The sequence below is a fragment of the Marinobacter salexigens genome (genome assembly GCF_002806945.1).
In the GTDB taxonomy this organism is placed as follows: domain Bacteria; phylum Pseudomonadota; class Gammaproteobacteria; order Pseudomonadales; family Oleiphilaceae; genus Marinobacter; species Marinobacter salexigens.
The window spans coordinates 163,010-177,423 of record NZ_NIHC01000006.1 but is presented as its reverse complement, the minus strand read 5'-3'; the positions used below and the strand labels follow the sequence as shown (position 1 = coordinate 177,423).

The window sequence follows — 14,414 nt, the reverse complement described above, 5'->3', positions numbered from 1 at the left end:
TCCTTCAGTGTGACCCATAATGAAATCACCTCTGCGTCTTCGCTACCAAACCATTGAGTTCGGAAACGTGGATATTCACGTTTGCACCCTGCGTGATAATCAGCAGTTTGACGATCCAAACGACGTTGCCCTCAAACTGGGCATTTCCTCTGCGACCTGGCCCCTGTTTGGGGTTATCTGGCCCTCAAGCCTGGTGCTTGCCCACCATATTGTGAACCATCCAACGGAGGGCAAGAGAGTGTTGGAAGTTGGCTGCGGAATGGCGCTGTCGAGCCTGCTGTTGAATCAGCGCAACGATGACATTACCGCCACCGACTATCATCCTGAGGTGGGTGTTTTTCTGGAACGGAATACGGAACTCAATCACGGCAAACCGATAGGATATCAGCGCCTTGATTGGGCAGATAAAACCAGTGATCTCGGCTTATTCGACATTATCATTGGTAGTGATGTGCTGTATGAAGATGAGCATGTAAACCTGTTGGCCGACTTTATCAACCGGCACTCCAAACCGACCTGTGAAGTGATTCTGGTGGACCCGGGAAGAGGCAGAAAGAGCAAATTCAGGCGTCGGATGGAAACCCATGGGTTTAGCTTTTCTGAGGAGAAACCTGAACATACGGACTACTTGGAAAAACCTTTCAAAGGACACGTGCTTAAATTATGGCGGGGTGAAATACAAAGCCCATCAGCTTCTAAACCAAGCGGTAATGCCTGAGCTACTTGGCACCTTTTTCAGCTCAATATGCTTCTTTACGGCAAGCAACAAAAGTACGATTGAGATTGACTTTGATCAACTCTATAGTTGTAGCATTACACGATAGTGGCAGTGCTCAAATGGATCTTGTAAAACTACGTTTCGCTACTTCTGGCGATGCTGCACTGAATGCCCTCAGCCTGGATTATAGTTATTGGCTGGTTCTCTGCTCTTTCCTGGTCGCCTGGATGGGGGCCTATGCTGGTTTAACGATTGTTATATCGATCCAGTCGTCTATATCACGCCTCACCAAAACAGTCTGGCTATTGGCGGGGTCTCTGACCCTGGGTTGTGCTGTATGGTCCATGCATTACATTGGGATGCTTGCTTTCACGCTTCCGGTACCGGCTCAGCACCACATGGGCTTAACACTGCTATCCATTGTACCTGCAATATTGGCCAGCTTTATTGCCTTGCTCCAGTTGTCCAAAAAGCAACAAAGTCGAAAAAGCACATTGGTAAGCGGCCTGTTTCTGGGTGTTGGAATCGGCACCATGCACTATGTCGGCATGGCCGCCATGACTGGCGCTTTCACACTGGTTTACGATCCCTGGATATTCGCACTATCGATCATAACGGCGGTAGCTCTCGCGATTGTATCCTTGTATTCACGCAATACGTCGCTCCTTATCGGTAACTCAAAAACGCTGAATCGGCTTTTTATCTCGGCACCTATTATGGGGCTGGCGATTAGTGGGATGCACTACATAGGTATGCAAGCGGCTATTTTTCTGAGCAATCCAGATGCGCCGGCCATGCCCCATGAGTTGGATCACGAAGCTCTCACGATCATTGTTACGGCGTTAACCGTCGGTCTGTCTCTGACGGCCATGATTTCTACCAGTATCAACGGAATGTTTGTTCGCCTTCAGGCAGCAGCGCGGGATGCAGAAGCCGCAGCGCAGGCAAAGGCCAATTTTCTGGCCCAGATGAGCCATGAGATTCGAACACCTATGAACGCTGTTATTGGTATGGCGCGTCTCGCCCTGAGAACAGACGTTACGCCCAGGCAAGCGGACTACCTCAATAAAATCAACACAGCCTCTCAAAACTTGCTTACGATTATTAACGATATTCTTGATTTCTCGAAAATTGAGGCGGGCAAACTCCAGCTGGATCCAAGGGAGTTTACGATCGATGAAGTAAGCCAGAACATCCACAATCTTTTCGAGCATAAGGCAAAGGAAAAAAACCTGGAGCTAGCTGTTCAAATCGAGAAGAGGGTTCCAATACGACTTTATGGAGACTCTTTACGGTTTAATCAGATACTGACCAACCTGGTAACTAATGCTATCAAGTTCACCGAACGGGGCGTCGTCACCGTCTCGATTGATGCACAAGAATCCATTGGTAATACGGTGGTTCTGGAATGCTTGGTGCGGGATAGTGGTATCGGGATGACCAGTGACCAAATAGACAGCATATTCGACCTTTTCAACCAGGCAGATAACAGCATTACCCGAAAATTTGGCGGCACAGGTCTTGGGTTAGCCATCTGCAAACAACTGTGTGAGTTGATGGATGGAAGGATCTGGGTAGAAAGTTCGCCAAATCTGGGCACGGCGGTCCACTTCAACCTTCGGATGGAAAGGGCACATAGCCAGAAAAATGAGAAAACGCCGTCTCAGAATATGCCTTTTGCTACTGTGTCAGGGGGTGGCGATGCCATGGTTGCGCTGGCACACATCGTAGGCGCCCGCGTTCTATTGGTAGAAGATAATGCCTTTAATCAGCAAGTAGCCACTGAAACACTGGAATCAATGGGAATCATTGTTGATTTAGCGACCGATGGAAGAGCCTGTTTGAAAAAACTCGAGCAGGCCGAATATGATTTGGTGTTGATGGATATCCAAATGCCGAACATGGATGGATTAACGGCAGCCAGGGAAATCCGCAAGCGCTGGCCCGATTCAGACCTCCCGATTATTGCCATGACAGCACACGCTTTGCCGACAGACAAAACAAAGAGCCTTCAGGCAGGTATGAACCAACACATTACCAAGCCTTTTGATGAAGACGAACTAGCCCTGTCGATTCATCATTGCCTACAGCATAAAGGCCCGGCCTCCAAGGATGATAATGTAAGCAAGAAGGTTGCTTACCTGAGCTCAACAAACCAAGAACCCTCTCAAAGCGTGCGGAGTGAAATTGTCCGAGTCTCTGGCGCAGCAGAACTGACCCATGGAATGCTTGCAAGTTTTTGCGACACTTACCATCCGGATAAAAGCTCACTGCAACATCTGCTAGATAATAACGACCTGGAAAGCGCTACCTTTCTGGCACACGGAATAAAGTCCGGAGGTGCATATCTCGGCAATACCCGGTTGAGTCAACACGCCATTCAGGTTGAAGCGCTTCTGAAACGTTCACAGATTCCTGGGCAAGAGCTCGTCAGCGCATTCGATTCTGAGCTCCAACTCGCTTGGCTGGTGGCCAGGAGGGAGCTGGATCAGCGCGTATCTCTCAAGGTGCCATCCCGGTCAAACAATAACGAAGAACCTGCAATGTCTAACGGTAGCGTTAATTACAACGGGATTCAGACGCAACTGAAGAAACTAATAGGACAACTTAAAGAAGATGACCACCAGGCAGAGTCGTCGGCAGAGGTGCTGATGTTATTGTTAGAGCTGCACCCCGAAAGCAAAACTGCCCGCCGGATAAAGAGTGCGATATCAGACACGGATTATGAGCGAGCTCTCAGTGAAGCCAAGAGCCTGAAAGAATCAATCATGCAGCCAGAAGCACGCCAAACCACTCGCCCGCGACAATAGGTCACCTCATGCGTCCTGAACCGAACAAGATTCTCGTTGTTGATGATGATCGAATAAGTCGCCAGTTCATTACTGAGATTCTCAAATCGGATTACCGGATCATTCTGGCCAGTGATGCCGATAAAGCGATGGAGCGTGCGATAAAGCACCAGCCCGATCTTATACTACTGGATATAGTGATGCCCCGGGTGGATGGATTTGAGCTTTTCAAAACGATCAAAAAGCACCCGCTGATCATGCACATCCCCATTATTTTCCTGACGGCACTAACTCTTGAAAGTGAAGAAGAAGCGGGGCTCGCGATGGGAGCGGTTGATTACATAACCAAACCGTTACGCGCACCGATTGTGCAAGCCCGTGTAAAAAACCATATACAGTTGATCAATCAGCGCAAGCAACTGGAACTCCTGGCAGTTCAGGATCCACTTACTGGTATTCCAAACCGGCGACGCTTCGATGTAGCGTTGGACGCTGAGTGGAGGCGTTGTAAGCGCGATCAGTCTCCGCTGTCGCTCGCCATGATCGATGTGGATAACTTTAAAGCCTATAACGATAGCTATGGCCATGCGGCGGGTGATTCGGCCTTACGCGCTATTGCACACGCTCTGAGTAGCTGTGTGCGACGTGCACCTGACATTTGTGCACGATTTGGCGGTGAAGAATTTGCGTTGATATTGCCGGATACAACGGCTGAGAGTTTGGCTACCATCAGTGAAAACTGTCGCCATGCGGTTGAAGCGTTGGAGATACGCCATGCTGGCAACGCTCTAAGCGATAGAATTACCGTGAGTGTTGGTGGAGCAACCACCATACCCTCAGATGAAATTGGGCCTGATGACCTCCTGAAAAGGTCAGATGAAATGCTCTATATAGCTAAACAACAAGGCCGAAACAAGGTCAGTGTGACGGTATAGTTTGCCAGAGAATAAGAGGTTTGCATCTCAGTGCCTAGTGAAAAAGCTACTCATTTTTCTTCTGAAGTGCGTCCTTCAGGCCTGCAAATGGGTTGTGCGTAGCCACTTCCCGCCGTTTTTCGGAACTGCCCCCGTAGCGCACGAAGTCCTCAAACTTGCTGTGTTCTTCATCGTGGCAGTACACGCAAAGCAATTCCCAGTTACTGCCGTCTGCGGGGTTGTTGTCGTGGTCATGATCAACATGATGCACAGTCAACTCCCGCAGATTTATGCGAGTAAACTCGCGGGCACAACGCCCGCACACCCAAGGGTACATTTTCAGAGCCCGTTCACGATAGCCACTTTCGCGCTTTGCAATATAGTCGCGCTGCTCAGCCAGCAGTCTATCCACCTTGTTGGTATTGCTGACGTTCTGGCTCATCAAGGTTACCTATCGTAGGGACGAATGTTTCAGGATTTAGTGCAACTCTCGATGATTTCACCTGAGGTGTTGTCATCCAAGTGGTGGAGGAGGGTGCCTTCAGATCCGGAACCGGAACCCTTTGTCCACCACTCCAGGTCGTCCCCAACGTAACGGGCACCGCTGGCGGACACGGCGATTTGCATTGAATATGTACTGCCCTTGTACTCAATTTTCGCCGAGTCGCTTGAAGGGTAGGTTGCAGCAACCGTATTGCCGCTGTCGCACTGATAATTATGCACCGCTTGGGTATTCGTATTATTTTGCGGGGCGCTTCCGCACGCAGCCAAGAGCAGGGCAGATGCTAGCGTTACTGGGGCATAAATTCTCATACTGGTCTCCAATTGTTAGTGAGGGTGACAAGACACTTAAGGTTCGATAAACCCGGAATACTTCACACCTGATAACAAAGCCATGTCTCGATGCCAAGTTGCCAAATCGTCATTATTGAACGATTTAAGCGCATCGTGGCCACAAGCTCTGGCCATAACCTGCATAAGCTCTACCGACGCCTCAAAGAAATTCTTCAGCTGAGTTGCTGATTTCTCAACATTCAAACGCTGTCGAAGATCGGCCTTTTGTGTGGCTATGCCGGCAGGGCAGTTGTTTGTGTTACACATGCGAGCCGCCACGCAGCCTATTGATTGCATAGCACTGTTTGCTATGGCTACTCCATCAGCACCCAGAGCCAGGGCCTTTACAAAATCCATAGGCGTACGCAACCCACCGGTAATGATCAGGGTAACATCGCCGCCAACCCCTTGCTCATCCAGGTAGCGCCGTGCCCGGGCCAGCGCAGGTATGGTGGGGACACTGATGTGATCCCGGAACATCTCCGGTGCCGCACCCGTGCCGCCGCCCCGTCCATCCAATATGATGTAGTCGGCGCTGGCATCCAGGGCAAACTGAATGTCTTTCTCGATATGGTTGGCACTTAGTTTAAAGCCTATGGGAATGCCACCCGTTATCTCACGAACCCGGTCAGCAAATTTCCTGAAATCTGCTGCCGAGTGTAAATGTACAAACGTGGGTGGAGATACTGCAGGCTCGCCTTCTGGAATGCCCCGCACTTCCGAAATTTTGCCAACGTTTTTATTACCTGGCAGGTGGCCACCGGTTCCGGTTTTAGCGCCTTGGCCGCCCTTGAAGTGAAACGCCTGAACACCTTTCAGTTTCTCTTCGTCATACCCGAACTGTGCGCTTGCCAATTCGTAAAAATAACGGGAGTTAGCGGCTTGTTCTTCTGGCAGCATTCCGCCTTCGCCAGAGCAGATTCCTGTACCGGCCAGTTCCGCGCCTTTCGCCAAAGCCAGCTTGGCTTCTTCAGACAGCGCTCCGAAACTCATATCGGAAACAAGCAGAGGAATTTTAAGCTTCAAGGGCTTTTTAGCTCTTGGGCCAATAACCAGCTCGGTACGAACGGCAACGTCTTCAAGCAAGGGCTGAGTGGCCATTTGTGCCGTCATCACCTGGAGGTCATCCCAATGGGGAAGCATGTGACGGGGCACCCCCATGGAGGTCATAGGGCCATGGTGCCCCATTTTGGATAAGCCATCCCTGGCCAACTGATGTATGAACTCGACCGTAGGCTCTTCCACGGTAGCACTAGCCACGGGAATCTCACCCGCACCGGCTTGAATGCCAGGCCCCTCTTTGCCAACAGCATCGGCATCAAATTGCTTATGAGTACCATCGCAAAACGGCAGGTTTGCCGAATGCTTGCACTGGCACAGAAATGCATCGCCAGACTTTTCAGCCATAAAGGGTTGTGGTTTAAACTCGGTGCCCACGTGAGAACCATCACAAAACGGCTGGTTATTGGAACGACCACAGGTGCAAAAGTAATATTCTTCACCCTCTGTGAGGTCGATTTTTACCGGCCTGTTATTCGCTACGATCGGGTTCATCAATTAACTCCAGGAATCAGCTTATATGCCCATGCAGTTGGCGTAATAGGTTGTGGTGGCGGGCCAGTCCGAGAAGATGCCGATTACACCCACTTCCTGCGCCAACACATCGATCACTGTAAACATATCACCATCATTGTTGATGGCGTCGGTAACGCTCTGATAGTACCACCCGCCGCCAGTGTTTAGTGGCCCGCTGCGCTCCAGGGACCAGCCGATCAGGTCAAGACCGGCCGCTTTGGCGTTCATTGCGTACTCAGAGGGAACAATTTCGTTGTTGCTGCTCAGAGTCAGCATTTTCCAGATTGCGGGTGCCAGTACAGGAACCCCTTGTTGAACCAGGCTTTCCATGTATTCCAGAGATTGGTTTTCGGGGGTGTGATCGGCTTCATCAAGGAAGACCGCCTGCTTGCCAAATTCCGGTGTTTCATTGATCCAGAAAGTCACATCGTCCAGCAAGAACGATTGAGGCCACACATCGTTCGGCTTAACCCCTGCTTCAACGTAATCGTTGATCATCTGCCGGGCATAATCCTGTTGTGTGTAGTCGCCTTCAAAGGGCATGTCGACCACAGGTGTTTTCAGCTCCGGGGTGAATTGCACGCCCAGATCCTTGAGCAGTTCGATGCTTTCACGATGGCTTAAGACTGTGCCGTTTGTGGAGTACAAATCCGTTCTCCAGTCAGCCGTGCCGCCAAGATATTCTTCAGGCGTGGTGGCATCCGGGTTAAAGGCATCCATCTTGCCCCTGAGGGATTTGAACTCAGCCAGCGTAATGTCGCTGGTGCGGCATTCGGCTACAGCCTTCTTGCCGGTGGCTGGGTCTGCAGGAGTGAAGGGCTTGGTGCACTTGGCGTTCAGTTCCGGTACCGCCACGATGTTGGTAGTTGTGTGCAGGTCATTCTGGGCGTGGCGACACACCAGCTCCCTGTCCTTGGTAAAAGCTACATCGCACTCAACAATCCCTGCGCCCATGCGAGCTGCCGCAATATAGGATTCGCGGGTATGCTCGGGGAATTGCATAGGCGCGCCCCGGTGGCCGATGGAAAACGCAGATGAGGCTACCGGCTTGGATTCACACGCTTGTAGCGCCTTTTTCAGTTTCCCCTCATCCATGTTGTTGACCAGGAAATAAGGACGGGGGCCAAGTTGAATCAGTGTTTGCTCACTCTCCTCAGGCGTGGCTTCAGGTGCATTCGCATCGTGATTAAACGTACTGCAGCCAGATACAGCCACAAGAGAACCAAAAAGCAGGGACAGGGTAAACGTGCGCTTCATAACAGAGTCCTTCTGTATTTTTATTCCGGTGAGTTGCTCGAGCTTCACATTAGTCGGCGCTTGTGTAGCGGTCAACTAATCAAAGGCTGTGATTCTTCGCATTCGATGATGGCAACGGAATCGGGCAGGTTTGCCCTCTGTTGGCGGGGGAGTGAGTCAGTATAAAAGCGGTCAACGTACTTGAATGACGCAACCTTGCAATGTGAGTTCATGGTCCACTTGCTCTGGTCGGCCACCAGAATACGAATTCGGGTATTGGCTATGATTGAGCGGCTAGCTTCAGCTTCGCGAATCTCGTGGTCCATCAGGCCGTATTCCAGATCCATGCTTCCGGTGCTGAAAATCCCGAAGTCGGTGGTGAACGAACTGAAAAAGTTGGTGACCTCAGGGCCAACTACATCGTGATGATTGTGTCGGTATATGCCACCCGACACAATAACTTCAATACCAGGATTAGCCGAAAGGGCCGCGGCAACCTTGAAGTTGTTGGTCAATATGCGAAGTGATTGATGGTGGGTAAGCGCCTGGGCGACAAGCTCAACGGTACTGCCTAAGCCCAGACTGACTGTGGCGCCTTCGGGAATGTCTTCCGCAACTCGTTGGGCCATCCGCTGCTTGGCCAGCTGGTTGGGCACCCCGTCATCTTGCCTGAAAGTCAAGGCTGGCGCTGGTTTTGCGGGTAAGCTGACGCCACCGTAACGACGGCGCAACAACCCCAGCTCGCACAGCTTGTTGATGTCGCGCCGTATGGTTTGCGTGGTAACACCAAAGCGCTGAGCAATGTCTTCAACTTCGACATGCTCCTGTTCATGCACCCACTCCAGGATGCAACGCTGGCGTTCTTTGGCGCTCATCAGATTATGTGCTCAATCAGTTACGATGTTGCAGCCAGGCCTCTGCCATTTCAGCAAAGCCCAGACCCGAGGGCTGGCCAACAATCGTTGCTGGTTGGTGGACCATATCGGGTAAATGCTTGCGAATATTGGCCACGCCAACACTCATTGGAAAACTGCGGAACATGCTCTCGTCATTCGGTGCATCACCGATAAAAACAGAGCGTTTCTGCAAGGCTTCAGTATCAAGACCCAGCAGTTCTTTTCCCACACGAAGCGACATAGTGGACTTGTCGAAATCGCCGACCCAAATGTTGATGTGGATAGAGCTTTGCCGAACACTGAAGCCCTGAGCAACCAGCGGGTCGTGGATGGCCGCCACCTGTTCAGGTGTGAGTGATTCCTGTTGGTTGTAGTCCACCGCCACATCCACAAAACGGAAGGGCTGATCCGTGGCCAACTTGGCCTCAAAGTCCAGATCCAACGCGGCCACAGCGTCTAATATTGCTTGCTGGTCGCGGCGGTGTTTGGCTTCGTTTTCCCAGAAGTGCCAACTAATGGTTTGTGGGGCAGTGCGCTCAGCATAAAAAGCGCCCCCCTCACCAATAACGGCTTTTACCGGCCAGGTACGAATAATCTGGTCGCACCAGCCAGCACAGCCGCCGGTTACCGGGATGATACTGATACCTGCGTCAGCCAGGCGACAAAGTGCGAGATAGGTTTCTGGCAGAAGCCGGCCACCAGTGGTGAGTGTATCGTCCACATCGGTAAAAAGAATATCGGCCTTGCCAAAATCAATACTGTTTTTCATAGAAAGGCATTTCCAGTTACAGCGGCAGCTTTTGTCGCCCGAAAGCATCCTCGGGCGACAAACTGCTCAAGGTCAGATCACTTTTTTGCGCAGGACGCTGGTCAGCGCCTCGCCCAGAATGACCAAAACAACAATGGCGAGCAGGATAGTTGCAACGGTTTGCCAAGCGAACATGTCGATTGAACCCTGCAGCAGCACCCCGATTCCACCAGCACCCACCAACCCCAATACAGTGGATTCGCGAATGTTGATGTCCCAGCGCAGAATAATGATGGCGAAAAATGCCGGCATTACCTGAGGTACAATCGCATAGAGCACCACTTTCATCTTGCTGGCGCCTGTGGCTTCCATGGCTTCAACGGGGCGACGATCGATTTCTTCAATGGCTTCGCCCATCAGCTTGCCGATGAAGCCCACAGAGCGGAACATCACCGCCAGAATGCCAGCCAGTACACCGGGCCCGAAAATGGCTACGAACAACAACGCCCAAATGATGGTGTTCACGGAGCGGCTGGATACCAGAATAAACCGGCCAATCCACAGCGTAACCTTGTTCGGTGTGGTGTTTTGCGCGGCAATGTAAGACACCGGCAAGGCGATGAAGATTGTCAGCATGGTAGACAACGTGGCGATGTGGACGGTTTCCAGCATGGCGGAAAATATTGCATCCCACTTGCTGAACTCCGGCGGCCACATGCGAGCGCCCAGGCTTTGAATCTGGTTAGGGGCATCCCACACCCAGGGCCAGAAGATGTCGATGTCACGCACCGCCCATACAACCGCCATCAAGGTGAGCAGATAGACCACATAGCGCGTAATTTGTTCTTTACGGTCGTAGCGCGACCAGACCCGATCGGTCAGTTTTGCAGCGTGATCTACCATACTTTTTTCCTCACCCATCCGCTCAAGCCTTCACTGACCAGAATGATCGCAATAATCATCAGCAAAATGGCAAAGGCGAAATCGTAATCGTAACGGCCAAAGGCGTTCATCAGCGTGCCACCGATACCACCGGCGCCCACAATGCCGACGACGGCCGAAGCACGGAGGTTACTGTCGAGCTGATACATAGACAGGCCGATCTGGCGGGGCATGATCTGCGGGAAAACCCCATACACCAGAATCTTCATATAACCGGCGCCCACTGATCGCATGGCTTCAACCTGGCCCCAGTCGATTTCCTCAATCTCTTCAGCCAACAATTTGGCAACGAAGCCGATGGAATAAAGGGTCAGGGTAAGAATGCCGGCCATTGGACCAAAGCCCACGGCGGCGACAAACAGAATGGCTACGATAACCGGGTGAAAACTGCGGGAGACGATAATAAGCGTGCGTCCTACCAGATAAACAGGCAGAGGCGCTACGTTTCTGGCCGCCATAACCGCAATGGGTACAGACAGAAGAACACCCAGCATGGTCGCCAAAAATGCGATCTGAAAGCTTTCTTTGAAGCCCGTCCATAACAAACTGGCGCGCTCAAAGCTGGGAGGAAAAGCGCCGCCAAAAATCTTGCCGGCACGGGGCAAGCCTTCAGCGATACGCTGCCAGTCAAAGGGCAGGGTAGAGAATGCCCAGTACAGGTAGGCCAGGGTAAGCGCCACCAGTCCATAGCGAATCCAGGGATTGGCTATAAAAGGCGGCTTTTTCCAGACCCTGCCCGGCTGTGCGCCGGATGCAGTGTTGCCGGGTGTCATGCCGAAGCCTCCTCAGTTGGGGATGCGGGTTCACCGGCATCTTCTTCTGGCGATTCAATACCACCGTAGATGGCATCCAATGCATCCTGATTGAAGTCTTTTGGTTCACCGTCAAAAATCATCTGCCCGTGACGCATACCAACAATACGGTCGGTGTACATACGCGCCTGAGTAACGTTGTGAATGTTGATCAGCACTGGCAAGGACATTTCACTGGCTAGGCTTTGCAGCAGGCTCATGATCTGCTGCGATGTTTTTGGGTCCAGCGAGGCTGTTGGTTCATCTGCCAGAAGAATTTCAGGCTCTTGCATCAACGCACGCACTACCGCAACACGCTGGCGTTCACCACCGGAAAGCTGGTCGGCACGCTTATCGGCATAATGGGCGATACCCACACGCTCCATAAGACTGAACGCGCGGTCGATATCCGATTGTGGGAAGCGGCGCGTCAAAGCCTGAAAGAAAGACACATAACCCAAACGCCCGGAGAGCACGTTTTCCATCACAGTTAGCCGGTCAATCAGGTTAAAGCCCTGAAAAACCATACCAATGCGCCGACGAGAATGACGCAAATCGCTTCCGCGAAGATTGACCAACTCGTGGCCGTTCAGCTTGATCGAACCCGACGTTGGCTCAACCAACCGGTTGATGCAGCGCAACAGGGTGCTTTTACCTGCACCGGATGCGCCGACGATGGACACAACACTGCTACCTTCCACCTTCAGGTTCAGGCCTTTTAGCACAGGTTCGTTTTGCCCGTAACGTTTTACGAGGTTGGTGATCTCTAACATGTGTTTAACTCCGGGTAGAGCCTCTGGCGGGTTGCCAGAGGCTCCTGGGCTACTTATTTAAGGTTATCGCGGGTGTACTGAACGCCATTAGAGGCCTGAATGGTACGAATGACCTTCCAGTTATCTTTGTAGTTGATAGGAACGAAGGTCTCGACGCCTTCAAACTCATCACCCAGCTCGGTGCCGGCGAACTTGAAGGTGTAAAACGCTTCGCGAATCTTCTCAACCAGATCCGGGTGCAGGTTATGCGCGTGGTTGTATGAGGTTGTCGGGAAACGGTCGGATTCCCAAACCAGACGCACGTCGTCTGTGTCGTACAGGCCACGAGCTGCCATACGCTCTACCACTTCAGACGCTACTGGAGCAGCATCGTAGTCTTTTGCGACCACGCCAAGCATGGATTGGTCATGGCTGCCCGAGAAGGAAATCTCGTAGTCATCGCCTGGCACGATTCCCATTTCAGGGAACAAGGCTCTGGGGGCCTGGTTGCCGGAGTTTGAGGTTGGGGAGGTGTGGGCTACGCGCTTACCCTTGAGATCTGTTATCTCATGGATATCAGAATCAACATGGGTGAACACTTGTAGGGAGTAACCAAACTGGCCTGAGTCTGAACCCATCAGCGCAAAAGGAACCGCACCCGCCAGGTTAACGGCGAAGGGTGTTGGACCAGTGGAGAAACCAGCAATATGCAGACGACCACTGCGCATGGCTTCTACTTGAGCGGAGTTGGACTGCACGGCAAAGAAACGTACATCACGGCCGGTCACGTCTGACAGGTGATCAATGAACGGCTGCCAGATATCAGAGTAAATGGCCGGGTCTTCAACCGGGGTATAGGCAAAAATCAGAGTGTTGGGATCATTCCACTTGGACTTGTCTTCAGGCAAGTCTGCAACCATGTCGCCATTTTCATCGCAATATAGCGTATCCAGTGCACCTCTTTCACAGTCAGCAAAGGCCTGACCACTCATGCCTATCATTAAAACAGATGCCGCCAAAGCAGCAGAGGGCAATACCCCGGGAAGCTTTTTTTTGTGGAAATTCATTTTGATTCTCCGTCGGGAGCGGTCCAAGCATGGAGTTCATGCGGTTTATTGAACATCTGGGGGGCCGGCTCCATTGGTTTTTTACTGCTAGATGTTCAATTGAACATTCATAGTAGCAGCAACCCGCCATCAGGCAAGACCATGACTGCATGAAAACGGCAATTCAAAGGCAGGGGGGCTAGTGAAAGAAGGTGCGTTGGAGGATTTGAAGCTTCCCCACCACGCATCTTCTTAATTATTCGGGCGACGGAGGATTGGCGGTAATCCTGACCGGATCGTTGAAAGTAAGCGTTCTGTGGGGGAAGGGAATTTCGATACCCGCTTTATCGAGTGCAGACTTGATTGTCGCAATCACTTCGTCTCGTGACTCCCTGATGTCCAGCGGCCGGGAGCCTGTCCACCACGAGACTTCAAAGTTGATCGATGAATCCCCGAACTCTTGCGCAAATATTTGTACGGGCCTGGAATCGCTGATGACCGTTTTGCAGCCAGTAACCGCTTGCTTAATCACCGACCTCGCCTCATCCACGTTCTCACCATAACCTACGCCGCAAATGATCGTGGTTCTGCGCTCCTCAAGAGCTGTCCTTATAATAAGTGGGTTTTTGAACAGCATGCTGTTCGGGAGTATTACCAGTTCACCATCTGTTTCACGAATGTGCGTTTCGCGTACCAGAATCGCTTCAACCTTGCCTTCATAGCCTTCACACGCCACAAAATCGCCAATGCGCATTTCCCGGCGAACCAGAATGATGATGCCCGCCAGAAAGTTCTCGAAGATATCCTTGAAAGCAAAGCCAATGGCGACAGAGCCTATGCCCAGGCCAGCAAGCATTTTTGTTGGGGTGAGATCCGGAAAAGCAATAATCGCAGCGATCATTAGCCCGATTAACCAAGTGGTTAAAGAGGCAAAAAGGACCAACAGCTCCACCAGGCTTTTACGCAGAGAGGTTCGTTTTAAAATGCTCTTTACAATATGCCTTGCCAGTTTTGCCAAGGCATAAGTAAAAATGAGAATGACCAGTGATATCAAAAGCTGCGGCAAGATCTCGACAGCACCGCGAGCAATATCCATAACCTGTGCAATCAAAATATTCATAGGTTCCATCTGGTATACCCTCTTGAATGAACTTCGATTGCACAGTTAGGTTA

General features: G+C 51.5%; 14 protein-coding genes. 3 read left to right on the top strand and 11 right to left on the bottom strand.

The annotated features are described in order from the left end of the window. The first annotated feature begins 19 nt into the window (after window positions 1-19). From CDH47_RS13090 to CDH47_RS13080, 3 genes are all read left to right on the top strand, one after another. Complete coding sequence (locus CDH47_RS13090) at window positions 20-718, top strand: class I SAM-dependent methyltransferase (RefSeq protein WP_100640347.1); 699 nt, start codon at window positions 20-22, stop codon at window positions 716-718. Window positions 719-837: 119 nt separating this feature from the next. Continuing rightward, the gene (locus CDH47_RS13085) at window positions 838-3,528 is read left to right on the top strand and encodes an MHYT domain-containing protein (RefSeq protein ID WP_100640346.1); all 2,691 of its coding nucleotides are present in this window, start codon (window positions 838-840) and stop codon (window positions 3,526-3,528) included. Window positions 3,529-3,536: 8 nt separating this feature from the next. Continuing rightward, on the top strand, window positions 3,537-4,442 hold the full coding sequence (locus CDH47_RS13080; RefSeq protein ID WP_100640345.1) for a GGDEF domain-containing response regulator: 906 nt from the start codon (window positions 3,537-3,539) through the stop codon (window positions 4,440-4,442). A gap of 46 nt (window positions 4,443-4,488) precedes the next feature. Here the strand turns inward: CDH47_RS13080 and CDH47_RS13075 are convergent, their stop codons facing one another. From CDH47_RS13075 to CDH47_RS13025, 11 genes are all read right to left on the bottom strand, one after another. Then, window positions 4,489-4,863, bottom strand: coding sequence for a YajD family HNH nuclease (locus CDH47_RS13075; protein WP_100640344.1), 375 nt, complete (start codon window positions 4,861-4,863; stop codon window positions 4,489-4,491). Between the two features lie 29 nt (window positions 4,864-4,892). Beyond that, the gene (locus CDH47_RS13070) at window positions 4,893-5,234 is read right to left on the bottom strand and encodes an MliC family protein (RefSeq protein ID WP_100640343.1); all 342 of its coding nucleotides are present in this window, start codon (window positions 5,232-5,234) and stop codon (window positions 4,893-4,895) included. Between the two features lie 36 nt (window positions 5,235-5,270). Further along, window positions 5,271-6,809, bottom strand: a complete 1,539-nt coding sequence (locus tag CDH47_RS13065; RefSeq protein ID WP_239985775.1) for a glutamate synthase-related protein — start codon at window positions 6,807-6,809, stop codon at window positions 5,271-5,273. A 21-nt stretch (window positions 6,810-6,830) separates the two neighbouring features. Further along, on the bottom strand, window positions 6,831-8,087 hold the full coding sequence (locus tag CDH47_RS13060) for a glycerophosphodiester phosphodiesterase family protein (RefSeq protein ID WP_100640341.1): 1,257 nt from the start codon (window positions 8,085-8,087) through the stop codon (window positions 6,831-6,833). Window positions 8,088-8,158: 71 nt separating this feature from the next. After that, window positions 8,159-8,941 carry a DeoR/GlpR family DNA-binding transcription regulator gene (locus CDH47_RS13055; protein WP_100640340.1) on the bottom strand — a complete coding sequence of 261 codons (783 nt, stop codon included), beginning with the start codon at window positions 8,939-8,941 and terminating at the stop codon, window positions 8,159-8,161. A gap of 16 nt (window positions 8,942-8,957) precedes the next feature. Then, the gene (locus CDH47_RS13050; RefSeq protein ID WP_100640339.1) at window positions 8,958-9,731 is read right to left on the bottom strand and encodes an HAD-IIB family hydrolase; all 774 of its coding nucleotides are present in this window, start codon (window positions 9,729-9,731) and stop codon (window positions 8,958-8,960) included. A 72-nt stretch (window positions 9,732-9,803) separates the two neighbouring features. Then, window positions 9,804-10,613, bottom strand: a complete 810-nt coding sequence (gene phnE, locus CDH47_RS13045) for a phosphonate ABC transporter, permease protein PhnE (protein WP_100640482.1) — start codon at window positions 10,611-10,613, stop codon at window positions 9,804-9,806. After that, a complete protein-coding gene (gene phnE / locus CDH47_RS13040) occupies window positions 10,607-11,425 on the bottom strand; it encodes a phosphonate ABC transporter, permease protein PhnE (protein ID WP_100640338.1) in 819 nt (272 codons plus the stop codon). Before phnE (CDH47_RS13040) ends, phnE (CDH47_RS13045) begins: the two co-directional genes overlap by 7 nt. After that, window positions 11,422-12,216 (bottom strand): phosphonate ABC transporter ATP-binding protein, encoded by a 795-nt coding sequence (gene phnC, locus CDH47_RS13035; protein WP_100640337.1) that lies wholly within the window; start codon window positions 12,214-12,216, stop codon window positions 11,422-11,424. The genes phnE (CDH47_RS13040) and phnC overlap by 4 nt, the downstream gene beginning before the upstream one ends. 53 nt (window positions 12,217-12,269) lie before the next feature. After that, window positions 12,270-13,262, bottom strand: coding sequence for a phosphate/phosphite/phosphonate ABC transporter substrate-binding protein (phnD, locus tag CDH47_RS13030; protein ID WP_100640336.1), 993 nt, complete (start codon window positions 13,260-13,262; stop codon window positions 12,270-12,272). A gap of 235 nt (window positions 13,263-13,497) precedes the next feature. Beyond that, window positions 13,498-14,370, bottom strand: a complete 873-nt coding sequence (locus CDH47_RS13025) for a mechanosensitive ion channel family protein (protein WP_100640335.1) — start codon at window positions 14,368-14,370, stop codon at window positions 13,498-13,500. Window positions 14,371-14,414: the final 44 nt, after the last annotated feature.

Bases quoted from the DNA above. Each gene is read 5' to 3' on its own strand.
- CDH47_RS13090 (WP_100640347.1), top strand. From the start codon at position 20: ATGAAATCACCTCTGCGTCTTCGCTACCAAACCATTGAGTTCGGAAAC.
- CDH47_RS13085 (WP_100640346.1), top strand. From the start codon at position 838: ATGGATCTTGTAAAACTACGTTTCGCTACTTCTGGCGATGCTGCACTG.
- CDH47_RS13080 (WP_100640345.1), top strand. From the start codon at position 3,537: ATGCGTCCTGAACCGAACAAGATTCTCGTTGTTGATGATGATCGAATA.
- CDH47_RS13075 (WP_100640344.1), bottom strand. From the start codon at position 4,863: ATGAGCCAGAACGTCAGCAATACCAACAAGGTGGATAGACTGCTGGCT.
- CDH47_RS13070 (WP_100640343.1), bottom strand. From the start codon at position 5,234: ATGAGAATTTATGCCCCAGTAACGCTAGCATCTGCCCTGCTCTTGGCT.
- CDH47_RS13065 (WP_239985775.1), bottom strand. From the start codon at position 6,809: ATGAACCCGATCGTAGCGAATAACAGGCCGGTAAAAATCGACCTCACA.
- CDH47_RS13060 (WP_100640341.1), bottom strand. From the start codon at position 8,087: ATGAAGCGCACGTTTACCCTGTCCCTGCTTTTTGGTTCTCTTGTGGCT.
- CDH47_RS13055 (WP_100640340.1), bottom strand. From the start codon at position 8,941: ATGAGCGCCAAAGAACGCCAGCGTTGCATCCTGGAGTGGGTGCATGAA.
- CDH47_RS13050 (WP_100640339.1), bottom strand. From the start codon at position 9,731: ATGAAAAACAGTATTGATTTTGGCAAGGCCGATATTCTTTTTACCGAT.
- phnE (WP_100640482.1), bottom strand. From the start codon at position 10,613: ATGGTAGATCACGCTGCAAAACTGACCGATCGGGTCTGGTCGCGCTAC.
- phnE (WP_100640338.1), bottom strand. From the start codon at position 11,425: ATGACACCCGGCAACACTGCATCCGGCGCACAGCCGGGCAGGGTCTGG.
- phnC (WP_100640337.1), bottom strand. From the start codon at position 12,216: ATGTTAGAGATCACCAACCTCGTAAAACGTTACGGGCAAAACGAACCT.
- phnD (WP_100640336.1), bottom strand. From the start codon at position 13,262: ATGAATTTCCACAAAAAAAAGCTTCCCGGGGTATTGCCCTCTGCTGCT.
- CDH47_RS13025 (WP_100640335.1), bottom strand. From the start codon at position 14,370: ATGGAACCTATGAATATTTTGATTGCACAGGTTATGGATATTGCTCGC.